Raw genomic sequence first — 20,147 nt, 5'->3', positions numbered from 1 at the left:
AGATGTGACAATATAGTCAAAGATGGGTGTTAAAGCTGTTTTTTTCTTTGCGAATACGACTCTAAAACCAGGTAAAACTGAACCCCAAAAAGTAGGGTTGCTAGAACAATATGTATGGTTTGTGTACCAAAAGGGAAATCAAAATAATACATAGCAATACCCGAAATGATTTCAAATGCAAGTAAGTACATGACCCATTTTAATTTGCTTGCATTTAAATTCAGTTTGCTATTCATGTAAAATAAAAAGGCATTTATTGCTAAGACAAGTATTGAAAATGATCTGTGAATGTAGAAAATTACAGTAGGGTTTTGAAGCCACATGATCTCTGGCGCACCCGTTTTTGAAACGATATCAACATGTTCTCTTACATCAGTGCCAAGGACAATTTGAATTATTGTTAGCACCAAAGAAACAAGTAAAATAGTATTAAATTTTGTATTGAAGACTAAAGGCTTGTTATTCGTTTTTACGCTATAAATGACAACAAGTTGAATTGCTAGGATCAACAATGCAGCGAGCATGTGTGTGGTAATTTTATAAGGACTCAGCACAGAATCTACAACTGTTTTACCCAGCCACGCCTGAAATGCCATTAGAACGCACACAATAAAAGATAAGTAAATAAGATTTTTTTGATGTTTTCTATATCCAAAAGAAAGTACGAAGGTTACAATACATGCAATTCCTGCTAAAGCACCTAATAGTCTATTGATGTATTCTACCCAGGTGTGAATAGGATTGAAAATAGCATAATCATGCTTTTCATAGGCTGTCCAATTGCTGTTTTCAAAACGATCTGTTGCTACAAAATCTTCCTTGGCCACCCATAAAGCTTCTTCTTTTATAATTACTTGTCCCTTGGTATACTCTTTACTTGGGGTAAATAAAAGTTCTTTTTGGTCCGTAGGGGGGATGTAATATCCAAAACATTTAGGCCAATCAGGACAGCCCATTCCAGATCCTGTTAAGCGAACAAACGCCCCAGCAAAGATGACAAGATAAACTAAAACAAGAGCTATTTTTGCGGATTTTAAAAAGTATTTTTGCACAGGAATTGTATTTTTTTTGTAAAATTATCTCATTTCTATGGAGTAGGTCACTACACAATAGTTAAACTTTAACTAATCCTATTTTTTCGGCTTTTTTTAACATGAAATCATAAGCAGCTTGATACTCATTTGGTATCTCACCTTCAAGTATGGCCTCCTTGATGGCTTCTTTTAAAAGGCCAATTTCTCTAGAAGGTTTGATGTTAAAATGCTCCATAATTTCTTCGCCAGTAATAGGAGGTTGAAAATTACGAACCTGATCGCGTTCTTCTACTTCCACAATTTTTTGGCGAACTATTTCAAAATTTTTGTGGTATTTTTTAAATTTATTTGGGTTTTTAGTAGTGATATCAGCTTCGCACAATGTCATTAAGTTTTCTACGTCTTCACCAGCATCAAAAACCAACCTACGCACCGCAGAATCTGTTACGGTTTCTTGCGAAAGGACAATGGGTCTGGAGCTCATCATCACCATTTTCTGTACAAATTTCATTTTGTGGTTTAGTGGCATGTGCAAGCGCTCAAAAATTTTCTTTGCCATTTTTCCACCCAGAAATTCGTGACCGTGAAATGTCCAACCTTGTTTTTTGTTGAAGCGTTTCGTTGGTGCTTTTCCAATATCATGTAACAATGCTGACCAGCGCAACCAAACATCATCCGTATTTGGGCAAATATTATCTACAACTTCCAGCGTGTGGTAGAAATTATTTTTGTGGGTGTGACCTTCAATTTCTTCAACTTGATTCAAAGCAGTCAATTCCGGTAGAATAATATCTAAAAGTCCAGTTTTGAATAATAACAAAAATCCTACGGAGGGCTTGTCAGTGGAAAGTATTTTATTCAATTCATCAACAATGCGTTCTCCAGAAATGATTTTGATTCGCTCTGCGTTTTTAGTTATAGAATTCAAAGAATTTTCTTCGATTTCAAAGCCTAGTTGGTTTGCAAAACGAATTCCTCTTAGCATACGCAACGGATCGTCAGAGAATGTAATATCAGGGTCTAATGGAGTTTTAATGATTTTATTTTTTAAATCGTCAAGTCCGTTAAAAGGGTCTGATAATGCTCCATAATTATCTTTATTGAGTGATAAAGCAAGTGCATTAATTGTAAAATCGCGACGGTTTTGATCGTCTTGTAGCGTACCGTTTTCTACAATAGGATTTCTACTGTCAGATTGATAGGATTCTTTACGCGCGCCTACAAATTCTATTTCGGTATCTTCAAAACGCAACATTGCTGTTCCGTAGGTTTTAAAAACCTGAACTTTTGGTTTGTTAGGAAGTAGTTGTGATACTTTTAAAGCTAATTCGATACCGCTGCCTACAGCAACAATATCGATATCTTTTTTGAAATCTCTACCTAAAAGTAAATCCCTCACAAAACCACCAATAACGTAACTATCTACGTTAAGTTCTTGAGAAGCTTGAGAGATGACTTCGAAAATTTTATTATTTAATGCTGTTTTGTAATTCATTTTACCGCAGATTCGCAGATTTATTTTAATTTTTTTGAACTCACAATCCGTTTATATTCTAAGGATACCGCGTTGAAGTTTACTAGTAATGCTAATTCATTTCCTGATACCTTTAAATAATTGAGACATTGATTATAATGGCTAGAATTGAAGCATTCAACTGTTTTTATCTCAAGGATTATGTCGTTGTAAACAACAAAATCAGCATAAAACTTATGTTTTAAAGTGGTAGCTTTATACTGCACTTGAAATTCTTTTTCACGCTCAAACGGAATAGAATTAATCTTAAATTCATATTCTAACGCGTCTTTGTAAACTATTTCTGAAAAACCTTTTCCTAAATTTTTATGTACCTCAAATAGAATTCCAATTATTTTGTATGTTTCATTTTTATTTGAATATTCTTCTGACATAAAAATTAATAAATTGATTAATAATCTGCGAATCCGCGGTAAAAAATAAATAAAAAATCTATTTACGAATAATTTTAACCTGACTATCTGAACTTAATTTTATGATTGTTGATGGTTTTCCGCCTATTTTTTCACGATGCAAATTTACAACATAGTCTACACCTTTTATAATTTCCGGACTAATATCTTTGAAGGCAATAGGAGTGGGTTGGCCTGAAATATTTGCTGATGTCGAAACCAATGGTTTTTTCATCTTTTCCATTAATTTGAAGCAAAAAGGTTCCTTCACAACACGAATTCCCAGTGAGTTATCTGTAGAGATTATATTAGGAGCCACATTTCTGGGTTTGTCTAATATTAAAGTCGTTGGTTTTTCGGATAAATCTATAATTTGCCAAGCTACTTCAGGAATGTCTTTAAAAACATTGTACATCATTTTTTCGCCATTCATCAAAACAATCATGCTTTGGGTTTCGGCTCTTTGCTTGAGTTTGTATATTTTGGCGACAGCCTCAGCGTTTGTGGCATCACAGCCAATTCCCCAAACAGTGTCAGTAGGATATAGGATGATTCCGCCTTCTTTGATGACTTCGTATGCTTTATGTACTTCTTCGTTGATATTTTCCATATTTTTATTTTTGTGGATATTTTAAGTTTCATGTCAATAAAACTAATGTAATTTCCAATGTGCAAAAATACTTCATTTGAGCTTTGCAATCCAAATATATTTCGAGAGGAGATTGAGTCTTAGGGTACTTTTTCTTTTAATTTTAAAACATTTGATATTTGAAGCTATTTAAATTAATATTTTTAGCGTTATTTTGGCACAAATATGAAATTTAGAAGACTTAATGTTGTTTCTAGCAATAGAAAAATATATTTCAGATTAATTTATTCAAGTAAATAGAGGATGACATCAGCACTTTTAATTTCTACATATAATTGGCCAGAAGCACTTCGTTTAGTTATGATTAGTGCTTTATCACAAACACATTTACCTAATAAAATTCTTATAGCTGATGATGGTTCAGCAAAAGAAACGGAAGAACTTATAATTGAGTTTCAACTTAAAAGTACGGTTCCAATTATTCATTTTCATCAAACGGATAAAGGTTTTAGAAAAGCAAAAATTTTAAATAAAGCCATAGCAGGAACAGATATTGATTATATTATTCAAGTTGATGGAGATTGTATTTTGCATCCAAATTTTGTGAAAGATCATTTAAACCTTGCAGAAAAAGGTATTTATTTATATGGTTCTAGGGTGAATTTACTTCCTAATGCCATTGAAAAAATTTTTAAAACTAAGAAAATCTATTTTAATGTTTTTTCTAGCGAAATAAAAAATAGAACCAGAACCTTACATATTCCTTTTTTGTCTCGATTGTATAAATCACATGAAGGAATTTCTAAAAAATTTAGAGGCTGTAATGTTTCATACTGGCGTAAAGATTTCATAGCAATAAATGGTTATAATGAAGATTTTGAAGGTTGGGGCAGAGAAGATTCTGATTTAGCTATTCGACTTGGAAACAATCATGTAAATGCTAAAAGACTACGTTATGCTGGGATTGTATATCATATTTTTCATAAAGTAAATTCAAAAGATCATTTTGAATTAAATGATAAAATGCAAAAGGAAACGATAGCAAATCGAACGGTAAAAATTCTAAATGGAGTTGATAAGTATTTGAAATAGACTTTTTAGAGATTTATTAAACTAGCAGTATTTGTTTTCAAATAAAATTAATATTGGATTTATAGTTTACCTTAAATTGGATAAATAAAAAGCAATACCTACTTTTGTTTACTCTTATTATTGTATTGATGCAAATAAATATTCACTCCCATTTTCTTAGTCATAAATCAAAATTGTCTAGTTGTATTGAAAATTTTGATACGAAGGGAATTCTTTTTGGTGATGGAAAACGAAACAAAATAAAATTATTTGATTTAGACTCTCCAACGATTAATATCAAGTCGTTTAAGATTCCAAATTTAATTAACAAAATTGCCTACAAGTATTTTAGAAAATCTAAGGCCAGACGTTCCTACGAATATGCTGCTAATTTGCTCGAAAACGGTATAGGAACTCCACAACCAATAGCTTATTTTGAAAATTACAATTGGCTGGGATTGAAAGAAAGTTATTATGTTAGTGAGCATTTGGTAACCGAATTAACTTTTAGAGAATTAGTAGAAATTCCGGATTATCCTGATCATGAAAATATTCTAAGACAGTTTACTAAATTTTCTTTTGATTTGCATGAAAAAGGAATTGAGTTTTTAGATCATTCGCCAGGGAATACTCTTATAAAAAAAGTTTCTGAAAAACAATATCAATTTTTCTTAGTTGATTTAAACAGAATGAATTTTCATGCTGAAATGGATATAAACATGAGAATGAAAAACCTTTCGAGATTAACACCAAAAAAAGAAATGATTGAAATAATGAGCGATGAATATGCAAAATTATACAATAAATCATTCCAGGACGTTTTTGATATCATGTGGTATAATACTTGTAAATTCCAAGAAAAATATCATAGAAAACGCAGACTAAAAGCTAAATATTTTTTCTGGAAATAAGGTTTCTGTTACCCCAAAGAAGCTTTAGTTCTTGATATCTTACAAACACACTGTAGGCATTTAAGTAACATATAATAATACCTTTTTTGCCATCAAGAAAACCCAAGCGAATAAAATAATTGTATAAAAAATTATAAGAAGGATGAACAATGTGGAGTAAAAAGGATGGTTTATGCTTCTTGATAAACTTTTCTTGAGCTTTTAACTTTCCGTATCGAGTAGCTTTATATTTGTAGGATTGATAGTCTGAATAGGAATAATGAAGAAGCTTGTTTTTAAAAACACCTATTTTCCCATTGACTATTAATTTTTCATGCACCAACTGATTGTTACTGTATTTTGCAAAGTTTTTATCAAATAATCGGAGTATTTTATCGGTTTGTAATCCGCTAAAATGTAAAACCGAATTTTGAAACATAAATATTCTGTAAAATAAAAAAGCAGAATACGTTTTGTTGTTTTGTAAGGTTTCTATAATTTCTTCCTTAAGTTCAGTAGTCAGTCTTTCATCAGCATCAAGAAATAAAATCCAATCATTTTTTGCTTGTGAAATTGCAAAATTTCTTTGTGAAGAATAATTTTCGAATCTATTTTCTATAAATTTTACATTAGAAAAAGATTGGGCTATAGACTTTGTTTTATCAGTGCTGTACGAATCAACTATAATGATTTCGTCTGCAAAACCCAAATCTACTAAAAGCGCCTGCATATTTGCTTCTTCGTTTAAAGTAATTACTAATACAGATATTTTGGGTGCTAAATTTAGATTCATGAATTGGAAGTATTTTACAAATATAATTTATTAACTACTTTTGCATTACCTAACTGTAAAAAAAATATGAAAGCATCTGTGATAATAAGTACATACAATGCAGAAGCATGGTTAGAAAAAGTTCTTTTTGGATTTAATGTTCAAACTGAAAAGGATTTTGAAATTATTATAGCAGACGATGGCTCTGGTCCAAAAACAAAAGTATTAATTGATCAAATGAAGAGTATGATTTCAAATCCTATAATTCATGTTTGGCATGAGGATAATGGTTTTCAAAAAACTCAAATTTTGAATAAAGCTATTCTTAGTGCTAATTCTGATTACTTAATTTTTACGGATGGTGATTGTATTCCAAGAAATGATTTTATTGCAGTTCATCTTGATTACAGAGAGAAAGGTTATTTCCTTTCAGGGGGATATTTTAAATTACCAATGTCCGTTTCTAAAGTGATAACACAGGAAGATATTACATTACAAAGATGTTTTGATGTAAAGTGGTTAATACAGCATGGTTTGCAAAAATCGTATAAAAACATTAAAATTAGTTCGTCTAAATTTAAATCTAAAATTTTAAATGCCATAACGCCTACTAACGCCAGTTGGAATGGGCACAATGCTTCTGGATGGAAAAATGATTTAATTGCCGTAAACGGTTTTAATGAAGAAATGCAATATGGGGGCGAAGACAGAGAATTAGGAGAGCGTTTATTTAATATGAAATTGAAATCCAAACAAATTAGATATAGTGCTATATGTATTCACTTAGATCATAGTCGGGGTTATGTAAACGAAGAAGCGTTGAAAAAAAATAAAACCATTAGAAAATTTACTAAAATGAATAAGATAGTAAGAAGTCCTAATGGTATTGATTCTAATGCTTAAGCACTTTAATTATTTTCTAAAAAAAGTTCTAATTTTGGAAAAAGAAGTTCAGGGATAAAGGAATCATATAGATTTAAAGCTTCATTCTTCCTCTCTTTTGCAGATTTACTACCATATAATTCTGGTTTAAAATCTTTTAGATGCACCGATATACTTGATTTTTCATTTTCAAATGAATTCCAAGCTTCTTTAATTATCCAAGTAGAAAATATGGTAAACGTAGGTTTGTTTATCGCTTTTGCCATATTTACCGCACCACCTTCATTACCAATTAACGCGTCACAGTGGTATGTGATAGATAAAAATTCTCGAATACTTCCAGAGACAATATTGATTTTAATGTTTTCTTGAGTTCTAAGATTACATAAGTCAAAAACAGCTTTGGCTTCTTTTTCTTGCGATGGCATATAATTAAAAAGTAAAACTGCTTCATTTTTTTCAACGATTCGGTCAATCACTTTTGCCATATAAGGAAAAGGATAGGTTTTGTTTTTGCCGCTTCCAAGAACACTGATCATGTATAACTTTTTAGTAAAATTAATTTTGTTTTTCACTAAAATAGCTTTGCCATTTTCAATTTCATTTTCGGTTAAAAAGATTTGAGGTTTGTTTTTTAATTTAGCATTTGTAGCTAATGGCAATAACAAATTCAATCTGTTTTCTATAGCTGTTCCGGCTTCAGTAGTCGGGTTTATGATTTCTTTTACTGTTTCAGAATAGAGATAATTTGTATACGGTTTGTAAAACCCGATTCTTATTTTTGCACCAGAAAAAGCGACTACTAAATTGCTTTCTAGTTTTCCGTATGCGTCTATAACGAGGTCGTATTTTTGTTTCCTGATAGCAATTAAAAATTTATACAAAGCGAGTTTGCTTTTGCGATACTCATCTTCGAATAAAATAATGTTATCAATATTTGGATTATTTTCTAAAACTGGAACAGTAAAAGGATAAACAAGATAATCAACTTGAGAATCGGGATAAATCAGCTTTAAATTATTACAAATAACACTGCTAGCCAATACATCACCGATCATCTTTTGTTGAATCACCAATATTTTCATCATTTTCTATATTAAACCGCTACGTCATATTCGCGTAAAGCATTATTCAATGAAGTTTTTAAATCTGTTGACGGTTTACGAGTACCAATAATCAAAGCACAAGGTACTTGGAATTCACCAGCAGCGAATTTCTTAGTGTAACTTCCAGGAATTACTACAGAACGAGCAGGAACAAAACCTTTCATTTCAATAGGAGCTTCACCTGTAACATCAATAATTTTTGTTGATGCTGTCAAGCAAACATTAGCACCAAGAACGGCTTCTTTCCCAACATGAACACCTTCTACAACAATGCAACGAGAACCAATAAACGCACCGTCTTCAATAATTACCGGAGCTGCTTGCAAAGGTTCTAGAACACCACCTATTCCTACACCACCACTTAAGTGTACGTTTTTACCAATTTGTGCACAGCTTCCTACTGTTGCCCATGTGTCTACCATAGTTCCTTCATCAACATAAGCACCAATATTTACATAACTTGGCATCAAAATAACACCGCTTGAAATGTATGCACCATAACGGGCCACAGCATTAGGAACCACACGGATTCCTTTTTCGGCGTAACCTCTTTTCAATAACATTTTGTCATGGTATTCAAAAATTCCAGATTCCCATGTTTCCATTTTCTGGATTGGGAAATACATAACTACCGCTTTTTTTACCCATTCGTTTACTTGCCATCCTTCGTTAACCGGCTCGGCAACACGAAGTTTTCCAGTGTCTAATAATTCAATAACTTCTCTAATGGCAGAAGTGGTAGTTTCTTCTTGTAACAAGGCTCTGTTTTCCCAAGCTTGTTCTATAATTGTTTGTAAATTGTTCATTTGATTATCTAGTTTTAAAATTAAATTTTTAGTGGATTATTATGTTTTTTTAAATAAGCTTCGCCTAATAAACGGGCTCCGCTGGTATTGAGATGATCTGAATTTCTATAAATAATTGTGTTATTCAATTCTATTTCGCAATTTCCGTTTTCACACATTACATCATTAAGGTTAATAATGATTATAGAAGGAAATTCCCTTTTTATTTCATATATGATATAATTGTCCGGCCTCTTGTATTCAGGAATAGAAAAATTCTTTTCAGAAAAATACACAGGGATTTTAGCTTTTACTAATTTGGCCCTATGTAAATTCATTTCAGTAGTTTTTCTTAAGGCTTCAAAAATAATTATTTTTTTTCCAGTTTTTACTAATTCACCTAAAGTCTTTATTGTTGACAGGTAAGTTGCTTTATTTTCTGGTTCGGAAAGCCCCTCCCAGTTGGCTGATATAAAAATGTTTTTGAATTTTTTCGCATAGTTTAAACGTTCTATGGCATATTGTTTAGGATAATGTGCCGAACCGTCTTTATTTAATCCATTCATAAGCGGATAACCACCTGCAGCACTGTCGTGAATGTATAATTCGGCATCTTTAGCTAAAACATCAAGAAAGGCTGCGGTATGATTTGCAAAGGAATCTCCTATGAGCATACCATCAAGACTGTCTTTTTTGACACCTAAAAAACAATCCTCACAATTTCCAATTCTGAATTTATCGAAACATTGTTTTCTAACTTTATTTGGATAATTTGTCTTTGGGGTAAATTCGCTTAATTCAGGGAATCTTTCCGGGAATCCGTCTTTTGAATCTATAACAGCATAGATTAATGCAATTGCAGACAAAGAAGGTAAGAAAATATAGAGCAGGGTTTTTTTGAAATTATATTTGTATTTTTTTCTAAAAGGCTGTTCTACAAAACGCCAGGAGAAATAAGAAAGCGCAAAAATTAATAACAATGACAAAATCCGAATATACCCATCTAAGTTGATTCCCAGGTATTTGATAAAAACAAAAATAGGCCAATGCCATAAATACATGGAATAGGAGGTAAGGCCAATTAAAACTAAGCTTTTATTAAATAATAATTTATTGACAATACCTTTGTTATCCTCTTCTTTTCCTGTAAAAATGAGAAGTGCGGTTCCTATGCAGGGCAAGATGGCATTTAAACCTGGAAATAAGCTTGATTTATTTAAAACTACAGCCGGAATCAAAATTATGGTTAAACCAATTATAGATAAAATATGGTTTGTATTTCTAGTAAACACAGGTAATTTTCCCCAAAACATTGCTAAACAGGCTCCAATAGTGAGTTCAAATATCCTGGCAGGTAATAAAAAATAGGCCAAATTTGGATTTGTGTTTGTTAGATAAACAGAAAGAACGACTCCTAAAATCAGAAAAAGAATGATAAAAACAAGTCTTTTTTGCAGGCTTAATTTACGATGTAAAAAAAGTAAAAGTATAGGCCATAAAAAATAAAACTGTTCTTCAACAGATAATGACCAGGTGTGAAGAAAAGGTTTTAATTCTGAATTTCCTGCAAAATAATCTCCATTGTTTATCCATAAATGGATGTTGTTAGTTGAAAGTATGGTGTGTATCAGTGTTCGGGAGTACGATTCTAAATCATCAGAAAATAAAATAAAATAAGCTGGGATGGTCACAATCAGCATTATAAAAACCAGTACAGGTATGATGCGTCTGATTCGTGTTAAATAAAACTTCCCAAAAGAAAAAGAATTATTGTTCATTTCTTTATCGATTCCCAGAGTAATTAAAAAACCAGATAGAACAAAGAAAACATCAACTCCTACGTATCCCCCAGTCATAAATGTAAAGTCAGCATGATATAAAATCACCAGTAAAACGGCTATTGCGCGCATACCGTCAATATCTGGGCGATAAGAAAAGTTTATTTTCATTAAGCTGAATTTCGGGCAAAGATAGAATTTTAAACTAAAATCATAAGCGGGTTTTTTTATTGAAAATGTTACAGATTAAACTTCTTGTTTTAATTTTTAATTTAAAATGATACTAATTTTTAAATTCGAAAGCAGAATAAATAAATTTTAAAAAAAAAATATAAGAAAGTGAGTTTTCAGTTGTTGCTAAGAATTAGGAAATTAAAATAGTTACCTTTGAAAAAAATATGCAAATGCCAAGAATTCTCGCCATAGATTACGGACAAAAACGAACAGGAATAGCCGTTACGGATGAAATGCAAATCATAGCCTCTGGATTGACAACTATTCCATCCCCAACAGCAATTGCCTTTTTAAAAGACTATTTCTCTAAGGAGAAAGTAGAAGCTGTTCTTATTGGTGAACCCAAACAAATGAATGGAGAACCTTCAGAAAGTGCTTCTATTATTAAGGGATTTGTAACGCATTTTACGAATCATTTTCCAGACATGAAAGTCATTCGGGTAGACGAACGATTTACTTCAAAAATGGCATTTCAAACCATGATTGACAGCGGACTTAGCAAGAAACAGCGTCAAAATAAAGCACTTATTGATGAGATTTCGGCAACGATAATGCTTCAGGACTATTTGACTCGAAAAATGTTTTAGATATCCTAGTTCAGCTCCAGTTTATGGAACGAAATAGATTCGCAATTCCTTACTTTTTAACAATATTTTGTTATATTTTTTTTGTATTTATAAAGTATCTTTGCACTCAAAAATTTTGTTATGCCTGATACAACCGTTCGTTCGCAAAGTGATGTAGTTCTTATAGGTGCCGGAATAATGAGCGCCACTCTTGGCTTAATCCTAAAAGAGTTACAACCAGATATTAAAATTGAAATTTACGAAAGACTAGACATGGCTGCTGCCGAAAGTTCTGATGCATGGAATAATGCAGGAACCGGACATTCTGCTTTTTGTGAGCTTAATTATACTCCCGAAGGTGAAGATGGAAGCATCAATCCCAACAAAGCTATCAGTATTGCAGAATCTTTCGAGGTTTCTAGACAATTCTGGGCCTATTTAGTACAACAAAATAAAGTTTCATCACCTGAAAATTTCATTAAAAGTATTCCACATTTGAGCTTTGTTTGGGGGGAGAAAAATGTAAAGTATCTTAAAACAAGATTTGAGGCTTTACAATCGAATCCTCTTTTTGAGCAAATGGTTTTCAGTACGGATTTTGCTCAATTGAAAGAATGGATGCCACTGGTTATGGAGGGTAGAAAGGAATCTGAGAAAGTCGCAGCAACGTCTATGGCTATTGGAACTGATGTAAATTTTGGTGAATTGACCAGAAATATTTTTAGTTATTTGTCTAAATTGGAAGGTGTTACGATGTATTTTAATCATGAGGTCCAAAAAATGAGACAACGTGAAGATAAAACATGGAGAATAAAAATTACTGATTTGGCTACTGGCCAAAAAAGAAAAGCATATACTAAATTTGTTTTTATTGGTGCTGGTGGAGGTTCATTGCCGTTACTAGAAAAAGCTAATGTACCAGAAGGAAAAGGTTATGGCGGTTTCCCTGTGAGCGGTCAGTGGCTAAAATGTACTAATCCTGAGGTGATTGCTAAACATCAGGCAAAAGTTTATGGAAAAGCGAGTGTGGGTGCGCCCCCAATGTCAGTTCCACATATTGATTCCCGAATGATAAATGGAGAAAAACAACTACTTTTTGGACCTTTTGCAGGTTTTTCTACTCGATTTTTAAAAAATGGTTCTTATTCAGATTTACCTTTATCTATAAAACCAGATAATATCATTCCTATGATTGCTGCTGGAATAAAAAATATACCACTTACAAAATATTTAATCGAGCAAGTACGTCAGTCACCTAAAGACAGGATTAATGCATTGAGAGAATATGTTCCTGGTGCAAGATCTAAGGATTGGGTATTAGAACGTGCAGGACAACGTGTGCAGGTTATAAAAAAAGACGAGAAAGAAGGTGGAATACTAGAATTTGGAACTGAAGTCATCACTACAGCTGATGGAACTTTAGCTGTTTTGCTTGGTGCATCTCCAGGTGCTTCTACCGTAGTTTCTATCATGGTAGATTTAATAGGAAGGTGTTTTAAAGACGAAATTGAAACTCCGGAATGGCAGGAAAAATTAAAAGTGATGATTCCTTCGTATGGTCAGAAATTAAATGATAATCCAAATTTGTTGGCTGAAATAAGAAAAGAAACTGCTTCGGTTTTAAAACTGACTAATTAGTATTCAGCGTTCAGTAATCGGTGAACAGTCAGCTACTGATCACTGATTACTGAACTTTTTTTTAAGACTCCATTAATTCTTTTGTTGTATTTAAAATGTTTTCAGAGAGATTAGTCAACCACATTAATTGCTCTATAACCAGTTGCGCTTCTTGCATTTTCAATTTAAATGCTTCTTCATCAATAGGAATTCCTTCTTTTAATTCCTTAGCCCGAATATTTTTTAATTCCGTAAATCGCATGGCTAAATCTTCTTTTGGGAGATTTTCTTTTAGATACAAATCATTTTCTTTCAAAAGTGCTATCGCATTATCCAAATTTCTTATGACAGTATCGACTACAGCATTAAAAGCTAGCGAAGCAGACGTAGTTTTATGAGATTGGATGTATGTTCCTAAAGATGCAGATGACGATAGTAATGAATGATTTAGGACCGCTAATTTATATACTTGTGGTAACTGCTTTTGTTTAGACTTAGGTTCTTGGGCCATTCTTTGGAAAGAAGCCATTAAATTTCCAATTTCGATAAAAGCATTTTTTCGTGCTAACCGATACGTAGTAGAAATAGTTCCTTTTTTATTGTAAAAACTTGAAATTTCTTGTACATAATTCTGATTTGCAACAATTGATTTTTCTATGTGCGACGCAATATTTAAAAACTCCCAAGAAGGCCATAAAAAGTGATTGGCAAGGAAAGCTAAAGTGCAGCCTACAATGGTATCAAGTATTCTATATTGAACTACATCTCCAAAATTAGGGGTTAATATTCCGTATATAAAAACAACATACATAGTCACGAATGTGGCGCTGACTTTATAATTTATTTGGGTAAAAGAAAATCCTAAAAGCATGCTTAAAATAGAAAGTATGCTGATTATAATGTTGTCTTGTATTAACGAAAGAATACCAAAAGCTATTATTCCACCTATAATAGTACCAAAAATTCGATGAAAAGAGCGTTGTTTGGTCAAGCCGTATCCAGGGCGCATTATAACAATTATGGTCAGCAATATCCAATAGTCGTTATGAAAAGGCAGAATGTGTCCAATGATGAAACCTATCAATAATGTTATAGTTAATCGTAACGAATGTCTGAAAATAGTGGAAGAAAAACTTAGGTTTTGAATTAATGTACTAAAAGGGTAGTTCTGTGGTGTAAGGAATTTTTCTAAGTCTTTATCTTTATCCTTAAAATCTTGTGAATTGAAGGCTAATGTAAAAGCACGCTCTACAATTTTTATTTTCTCCACTTGTTTTTCAGCATACTGTAGCATTGTAGTTAGCATAAAAACACCTTCGGAAGCAGTAGTTTTTCCTAACCCATTTTCATAATCAGTAATGGCAACTTGTAAAGCATTCAAATCTCCTCGAAGTTTGTGCGTAGAAATATATTTTGTTTGGTTTTGGACACTTTTGGACAATTTTTTTAAACTCGTGGCAAGATTGTACGCCAATTTTTGATAGGTCAACAAAACTTTTGGATGGTCGTCAAATTTTTGATGTAATTTATCATGGTCGAATGAAGTTGCTAATGCTAGTTCCAAAATTTCCATCAATGAAATAAAAACGATTAACATTTTTCGGTTTTGATTAGAAGATCCAGATGCAGTATGGTTGCTAATCAATACTTCTCGTATGTTTTGCCTGATAGTATTTAGTTCTACTTGAAGGTGTAATTGTTTTTCTATGATCGCTTTTTTATCAGCATCAATTGTCCATAAATCACCTCTTAGCTTTAAATATTTAGCCGTAAGTTTAATACATTCTGCTATTTGTAATTCAATATAGCGATGAGGTCTTACGTAGTGAAAAATAAGTGAAATGGCGAGATAAAATAAACCTCCTAAAAGAATCAGTCCTGAATTTTGAATCATAGCCCAACCAGTGTTGATGTTAGCAAATGCTAATGAAATAGAAATCAGAGCAGAGAAAGAAACCATAGTTGCTCGTTGTCCATAAACGGACAACATGGACATCAGAAAAATTAAGACCGCTAAAAAAGGGTAAAAAATAATAGAATAAGGATAAACATAATTTACTACTAAATTAACAGCTGCAACAAGTACAGCCGTTACTAGAAGACCGTTAATTTTATGTTTTAGATTGCTTGGAATATCGCTCGGATAGGTAAAAATAGCACCTAAAGCTATGGTGAAACCTATTTCGAATTTGCCAAAAAAAGAAAGAAGTACAACCGGAATTACTGCTGCTATTGTTACTTTTAATGCATTGGTAAAATAAGTACTATCAGTAAAGTTTCGGATTTTGTAGATCATACAATTAGATTACAAACAAAGGTAAGAATTGAACGACTCATTCAAAGTATAATTTGCACTGTTTTTGATTAAATGGTAAAAAAATACTAATAATCAATACAGGATTATTCATTGTCTATTTTTTTACTATTTTTGCGGACTGAATTAAAGGGAAACCTATTCTTATTTTAGTATTCAATACTTAACACAAAAACAATGATTTTACCAATTATAGGATACGGTGATCCAGTTTTAAGAAAAGTAGGCGAGGTTCTTTCACCGGAACATCCTAATTTAAAAGAGACGATTGCTAATATGTACGAAACAATGTATAATGCCTATGGTGTTGGGCTTGCTGCACCTCAAGTAGGATTGGCATTACGTTTATTTGTAATCGATACAACTCCTTTTAGCGATGATGAAGAATTAGAAGACAAAGAACAAAAAGAATTAAAAGGATTCAAAAGAACTTTTATCAATGCAAAAATGATAAAAGAAGAAGGTGAAGAGTGGAGTTTTAACGAAGGTTGCTTGAGTATTCCTGATGTTAGAGAAGATGTATACAGGAATCCAACGATAACAATTGAATATTGTGAAGAGGATTTTGTAATGAAAACGGAAGTTTTTGACGGATTGATTGCCAGAGTAATCCAACATGAATACGATCATATAGAAGGAGTATTATTCACAGATAAAATTTCTTCTTTGAAAAAAAGATTGATTCAAAAGAAACTCAAAAACATTTTGGAAGGAAAAACATTCCAAGATTACCGAATGAAATTTTTTGCTAAAAAGGGAAGATAATACAGTTTTCAAACCTTTACCTTGGTATGATTTTTGGTTTCAAATTAAAAAATAAATAAGTCAAATTCTTAATAATAATTACACAAAACATGAATTTAGAAAAAATATTAGCCATTTCTGGGAAACCAGGTTTATATGTATTGAGAGTACAAACACGTACTGGGTTTGTTGCGGAATCATTATTGGATGGAAAAAAAATCACAGTAAACTTAAAAAGCAATGTAAGCTTATTGTCTGAAATCTCAATATATACTTATGAAGGCGAAAAACCATTAGCTGAAATCATGCAGAAAATTGCTGATAAAGAAAATAAAGGTCAAGCAATTTCACATAAAGAAGACAATACTACTTTAACGACATATTTCAAAGAAATTTTACCGGATTACGATGAAGAAAGAGTTTATCCTTCTGATATCAAAAAAGTTTTAAACTGGTACAATATGCTTCAAGCAAAAGGATTAGTTACTGATGAAGCTCCTGCAGCTACAGTGACAGAAGAGGTTGAAGCTGTTGCAGAAGAAACTCCAGTTGCAGAAGTTGAAGCTCCTGCTAAAAAAGCAAAAGCTAAAAAAGAGTAATTGCACACCACAATAATATTTAATCCTGTTCAGCTATTTTCTGAACAGGATTTTTTTATTTTTACCAAAAACAATTTCTGATGGATTCAAGACAAAACCAACTGCAAGCTTTCGAAAGATTATTAGATATAATGGATGATTTGCGCGAAAAATGTCCTTGGGACAAAAAGCAAACCATGCAAACCTTGCGTCATCTAACCATTGAAGAAACCTACGAACTTGGCGATGCAATTCTGGATAATGATTTGAACGAAGTCAAAAAAGAACTTGGGGATTTGTTATTGCATATTGTTTTTTATGCTAAAATAGGAAGCGAAACCAAAGATTTTGACATGGCTGATGTATGTAATGAAATTTGTGAAAAGCTAATTCACCGTCATCCGCATATTTATAGCGATGTAGTGGTAAAAGACGAGGAAGAAGTAAAACAAAACTGGGAAAAACTGAAACTCAAAGAGGGTAAAAAGTCTGTTCTCGAAGGTGTTCCAAGAAGTTTACCGGCATTAGTAAAAGCAAGTAGAATACAGGATAAAGTAAAAGGTGTGGGGTTTGATTGGGAAGAATCGCATCAGGTTTGGGATAAGGTTCAAGAAGAATTGGAAGAATTACAAGTTGAGGTTCAAGCTGGAGATCAAGATAAAATTGAAGCTGAATTTGGAGATGTTTTATTTTCAATGATTAACTACGCACGATTTCTGAATGTAAACCCCGAAGATGCTTTAGAACGTACCAATAAAAAATTTATCAAACGCTTTCAATATTTAGAAGGTAAAGCAGCAGAATTAGGAAAACCTTTAATGGATATGACTTTAGCTGAAATGGATGTTTTTTGGGAAGAAGCGAAGCGTCTTCCAAATAAATAGGAATTGGAAATCTATGATTTCCAAATAACTCAATTTTGGGAAGAAGCGAAGCGTCTTCCAAATAAATAGGAATTGGAAATCTATGATTTCCAAATAACTCAATTTTGGGAAGAAGCGAAGCGTCTTCTAAATAAATAGGAATTGGAAATCTATGATTTCCAAATAACTCAATTTTGGGAAGAAGCGAAGAAATTGTAGTATTCAGTATTAAATTAATTAATTATCAATGTCAGAAAATAAAACCGAGTTAAAACGCTCTTTAGGATTAATAGATGCCACGAGTTTAGTTGCGGGTTCCATGATAGGATCGGGGATTTTTATTGTAACATCAGCCATGGCGAGAGATATTGGATCTGCTGCTTGGTTATTGGTAATTTGGTTGGTAACGGGATTAATAACCGTTGCAGCGGCATTGAGTTATGGAGAATTGGCTGGAATGATGCCTAATGCGGGTGGTCAATTCGTATATATACAACGTGCGTACGGACGCTTAGTTTCTTTCCTGTATGGTTGGACCGTTTTTACGGTAATTCAAACGGGTGTTATTGCAGCCATTGCGGTTACTTTCGCTAATTATGCGGCTATCTTTTTCCCTATTTTAGATCAAACTCTTTTTACGGTTGGGACTGGTTTTGTTTTTTCGTACCAAAAAGTGTTGGCTATTTTTAGTATAATTCTGCTTACCTACATCAATACGAAAGGTGTCGAGAGTGGAAAAACGGTACAGTTGGTTTTTACTTCGGCTAAATTAATTGCACTTTTTTCATTGATAGTTTTAGGATTGTATGTTGGCTTACAAACAAATGTTTTGTCTGATAATTTTGCAAATATGTGGGATGCCAGTAAAACAGTTGTTAATCCTGACGGAACAGTAACTGTGACAAAATTAGCCGGTATGGCTATTTTGGGTGCTGCTGGGGCAACAATTATTAATTCCTTATTTTCTAGTGATGCGTGGAATAACGTAACATTTATTGCAGGAGAAATTAAAGAACCTAAAAAGAATATTCCTCGTAGTTTGTTTCTTGGAACCTTGATTGTAACTATCATTTATATTTTAGCAAATGTTGCTTATTTAGCTTTGTTACCCATGCAGGGAACGCCAAACGCTGCTAGTATTGCTGAAAACGGAATCATGTTTGCCAGTAATGACAGGGTAGGAGCGGCTGCAGCAAGTATGATTGTGGGAAATATAAGTGTTTTTGTAATGGCTGGCTTAATCATGGTTTCCACTTTTGGTTGCAACAGTGGTTTAATTCTTTCCGGTGGAAGATTGTTTTTTGCAATGGCTAAAGATGGGTTATTTTTTAAACAAGCAACAGAATTAAATAAAAATCAGGTTCCTGCAAAGGCTTTGTGGGTGCAGTGTATTTGGGCCTGTGTGCTTTGTGTCTCCGGAAAATTTGGTGATTTACTCACCTATGCCACTTTTGCATCATTATTGTTTTATATCTTAACAATTCTGGGTGTTTTTATCCTCAGAAAAAAAGAACCTAATGCGGATAGACCTTATAAAGCGTTTGGATATCCATTTGTACCGGCACTTTATATTGTTGTTACTGTAGCAATTTGTCTCACTTTGCTGATTTATGACACATTCAATACTGGGTTGGGATTGTGTATTGTAGCGTTAGGAATTCCGGTTTATTATTTTGTTATGAAAAAGAAAGAGTAACAAAAACGAGAATTACTCCGCAAGTTTTTTGAGTTTCGTAATGTCTTTCAGTACAATTTTTTTGCCTGTTAATTCAATCAATCCTAATTTATTAAAATCGGATAATAAACGGATGCAACTTTCTGTGGCTGTACCAATTATACTGGCTAATTCGTCTCTGGAAAGTTGAACTTTTAAGGAGTTATCTTCGTTTTTCCCAAAGGTGTCATTAAGATAAAGTAGCGTTTCGGCTAGTCTTTCTTTGACTGTTTTTTGGGCTAAATTAACCATGTGATCATCAGCTTCTTTTAGATCTCCACAAATAGTTTTCATCACATTCATAGAAAACTGATTGTTTTTGTCAAAATAGCCCATCACTTCTGATTTTGGAATAAAGCAAACTTGCATATCCTCGAGCGCAACAGCGCTAAGATTTACTGGTTCGTCGCTAATCATAGAACGCTGACCCAGTAATTCACCTTTTGTAACCAATTTTACAATGTGATCTTTACCATTTGCACTAAGTTTTGTAAGCTTACAAATACCATCTTTTATACAATAAATACCATTAACATTTTCTCCTTCTTCAAATATAACCTCTCCTTTCTTGATGATAAGTGAGGTTTTACAGTCAGAAAGTTTTATTAATTCGTCTTTTGTTAAGGCTTTAAGAGAGCTAAATTCTCTGACGATACATTGTTCGCATTTGCTCATGGTATATGT

At 32.6% G+C, this 20,147-nt stretch carries 19 protein-coding genes; 9 read left to right on the top strand and 10 right to left on the bottom strand.

All coding sequences use genetic code 11. The annotated features are described in order from the left end of the window. Window positions 1-29: 29 nt before the first annotated feature. The 4 genes from DFR66_RS02740 to DFR66_RS02725 form a co-directional block, all read right to left on the bottom strand. Window positions 30-1,052, bottom strand: coding sequence for a COX15/CtaA family protein (locus DFR66_RS02740; RefSeq protein WP_114753317.1), 1,023 nt, complete (start codon window positions 1,050-1,052; stop codon window positions 30-32). A gap of 61 nt (window positions 1,053-1,113) precedes the next feature. Next, window positions 1,114-2,529, bottom strand: coding sequence for a CCA tRNA nucleotidyltransferase (locus DFR66_RS02735; RefSeq protein ID WP_114753316.1), 1,416 nt, complete (start codon window positions 2,527-2,529; stop codon window positions 1,114-1,116). 20 nt (window positions 2,530-2,549) lie between these two features. Beyond that, window positions 2,550-2,942 (bottom strand): GxxExxY protein, encoded by a 393-nt coding sequence (locus tag DFR66_RS02730; protein WP_114753315.1) that lies wholly within the window; start codon window positions 2,940-2,942, stop codon window positions 2,550-2,552. Between the two features lie 58 nt (window positions 2,943-3,000). Continuing rightward, window positions 3,001-3,570 carry an L-threonylcarbamoyladenylate synthase gene (locus DFR66_RS02725; protein WP_114753314.1) on the bottom strand — a complete coding sequence of 190 codons (570 nt, stop codon included), beginning with the start codon at window positions 3,568-3,570 and terminating at the stop codon, window positions 3,001-3,003. 282 nt (window positions 3,571-3,852) lie between these two features. Here DFR66_RS02725 and DFR66_RS02720 point away from each other — a divergent pair, with 282 nt between their 5' ends. After that, window positions 3,853-4,641 (top strand): glycosyltransferase family 2 protein, encoded by a 789-nt coding sequence (locus DFR66_RS02720; RefSeq protein WP_114753313.1) that lies wholly within the window; start codon window positions 3,853-3,855, stop codon window positions 4,639-4,641. A 128-nt stretch (window positions 4,642-4,769) separates the two neighbouring features. Continuing rightward, window positions 4,770-5,531, top strand: coding sequence for a lipopolysaccharide kinase InaA family protein (locus DFR66_RS02715; RefSeq protein ID WP_114753312.1), 762 nt, complete (start codon window positions 4,770-4,772; stop codon window positions 5,529-5,531). On the opposite strand, the gene DFR66_RS02710 is transcribed toward DFR66_RS02715, so the two are convergent. Next, window positions 5,509-6,303, bottom strand: coding sequence for a glycosyltransferase family 2 protein (locus DFR66_RS02710; RefSeq protein WP_114753311.1), 795 nt, complete (start codon window positions 6,301-6,303; stop codon window positions 5,509-5,511). The two genes, DFR66_RS02715 and DFR66_RS02710, sit on opposite strands and share 23 nt — an antisense overlap. Window positions 6,304-6,369: 66 nt before the next feature. Between DFR66_RS02710 and DFR66_RS02705 the strand changes: the two genes are divergently transcribed. Continuing rightward, window positions 6,370-7,185 (top strand): glycosyltransferase family 2 protein, encoded by an 816-nt coding sequence (locus DFR66_RS02705; RefSeq protein ID WP_114753310.1) that lies wholly within the window; start codon window positions 6,370-6,372, stop codon window positions 7,183-7,185. 5 nt (window positions 7,186-7,190) lie between these two features. On the opposite strand, the gene DFR66_RS02700 is transcribed toward DFR66_RS02705, so the two are convergent. From DFR66_RS02700 to DFR66_RS02690, 3 genes are read right to left on the bottom strand one after another with little or no spacing between them, the layout of a single operon-like run. After that, window positions 7,191-8,252, bottom strand: a complete 1,062-nt coding sequence (locus DFR66_RS02700; RefSeq protein WP_242008619.1) for a glycosyltransferase family 9 protein — start codon at window positions 8,250-8,252, stop codon at window positions 7,191-7,193. An 8-nt stretch (window positions 8,253-8,260) separates the two neighbouring features. Then, window positions 8,261-9,076 carry a 2,3,4,5-tetrahydropyridine-2,6-dicarboxylate N-succinyltransferase gene (locus tag DFR66_RS02695; protein WP_114753309.1) on the bottom strand — a complete coding sequence of 272 codons (816 nt, stop codon included), beginning with the start codon at window positions 9,074-9,076 and terminating at the stop codon, window positions 8,261-8,263. Window positions 9,077-9,096: 20 nt separating this feature from the next. Continuing rightward, entirely contained in the window at window positions 9,097-11,004 is a 1,908-nt protein-coding gene (locus DFR66_RS02690; protein WP_114753308.1) for an acyltransferase family protein, read from the bottom strand. Window positions 11,005-11,237: 233 nt separating this feature from the next. Here DFR66_RS02690 and ruvX point away from each other — a divergent pair, with 233 nt between their 5' ends. Further along, entirely contained in the window at window positions 11,238-11,654 is a 417-nt protein-coding gene (ruvX, locus tag DFR66_RS02685) for a Holliday junction resolvase RuvX (protein WP_099715875.1), read from the top strand. A 120-nt stretch (window positions 11,655-11,774) separates the two neighbouring features. Continuing rightward, entirely contained in the window at window positions 11,775-13,271 is a 1,497-nt protein-coding gene (locus tag DFR66_RS02680) for a malate:quinone oxidoreductase (RefSeq protein WP_114753307.1), read from the top strand. Between the two features lie 61 nt (window positions 13,272-13,332). Here DFR66_RS02680 and DFR66_RS02675 read toward each other — a convergent pair whose 3' ends face one another. Continuing rightward, complete coding sequence (locus tag DFR66_RS02675) at window positions 13,333-15,546, bottom strand: FUSC family membrane protein (RefSeq protein WP_114753306.1); 2,214 nt, start codon at window positions 15,544-15,546, stop codon at window positions 13,333-13,335. 195 nt (window positions 15,547-15,741) lie between these two features. Between DFR66_RS02675 and def the strand changes: the two genes are divergently transcribed. From def to DFR66_RS02655, 4 genes are all read left to right on the top strand, one after another. After that, window positions 15,742-16,329 (top strand): peptide deformylase, encoded by a 588-nt coding sequence (gene def / locus DFR66_RS02670; protein WP_114753305.1) that lies wholly within the window; start codon window positions 15,742-15,744, stop codon window positions 16,327-16,329. Window positions 16,330-16,418: 89 nt separating this feature from the next. After that, window positions 16,419-16,907 carry a DUF5606 family protein gene (locus tag DFR66_RS02665; RefSeq protein ID WP_114753304.1) on the top strand — a complete coding sequence of 163 codons (489 nt, stop codon included), beginning with the start codon at window positions 16,419-16,421 and terminating at the stop codon, window positions 16,905-16,907. Between the two features lie 80 nt (window positions 16,908-16,987). Further along, window positions 16,988-17,770, top strand: a complete 783-nt coding sequence (mazG, locus tag DFR66_RS02660) for a nucleoside triphosphate pyrophosphohydrolase (protein WP_114753303.1) — start codon at window positions 16,988-16,990, stop codon at window positions 17,768-17,770. A 226-nt stretch (window positions 17,771-17,996) separates the two neighbouring features. Next, entirely contained in the window at window positions 17,997-19,445 is a 1,449-nt protein-coding gene (locus DFR66_RS02655) for an APC family permease (protein WP_114753302.1), read from the top strand. A 12-nt stretch (window positions 19,446-19,457) separates the two neighbouring features. Here the strand turns inward: DFR66_RS02655 and DFR66_RS02650 are convergent, their stop codons facing one another. After that, entirely contained in the window at window positions 19,458-20,138 is a 681-nt protein-coding gene (locus DFR66_RS02650) for a Crp/Fnr family transcriptional regulator (RefSeq protein WP_114753301.1), read from the bottom strand. Window positions 20,139-20,147: the final 9 nt, after the last annotated feature.

Origin of the sequence: Flavobacterium glaciei, from assembly GCF_003350545.1 — a bacterium.
In the GTDB taxonomy this organism is placed as follows: Bacteria; Bacteroidota; Bacteroidia; order Flavobacteriales; family Flavobacteriaceae; genus Flavobacterium; species Flavobacterium glaciei.
This window is presented reverse-complemented; position numbering and strand designations above follow the sequence as displayed.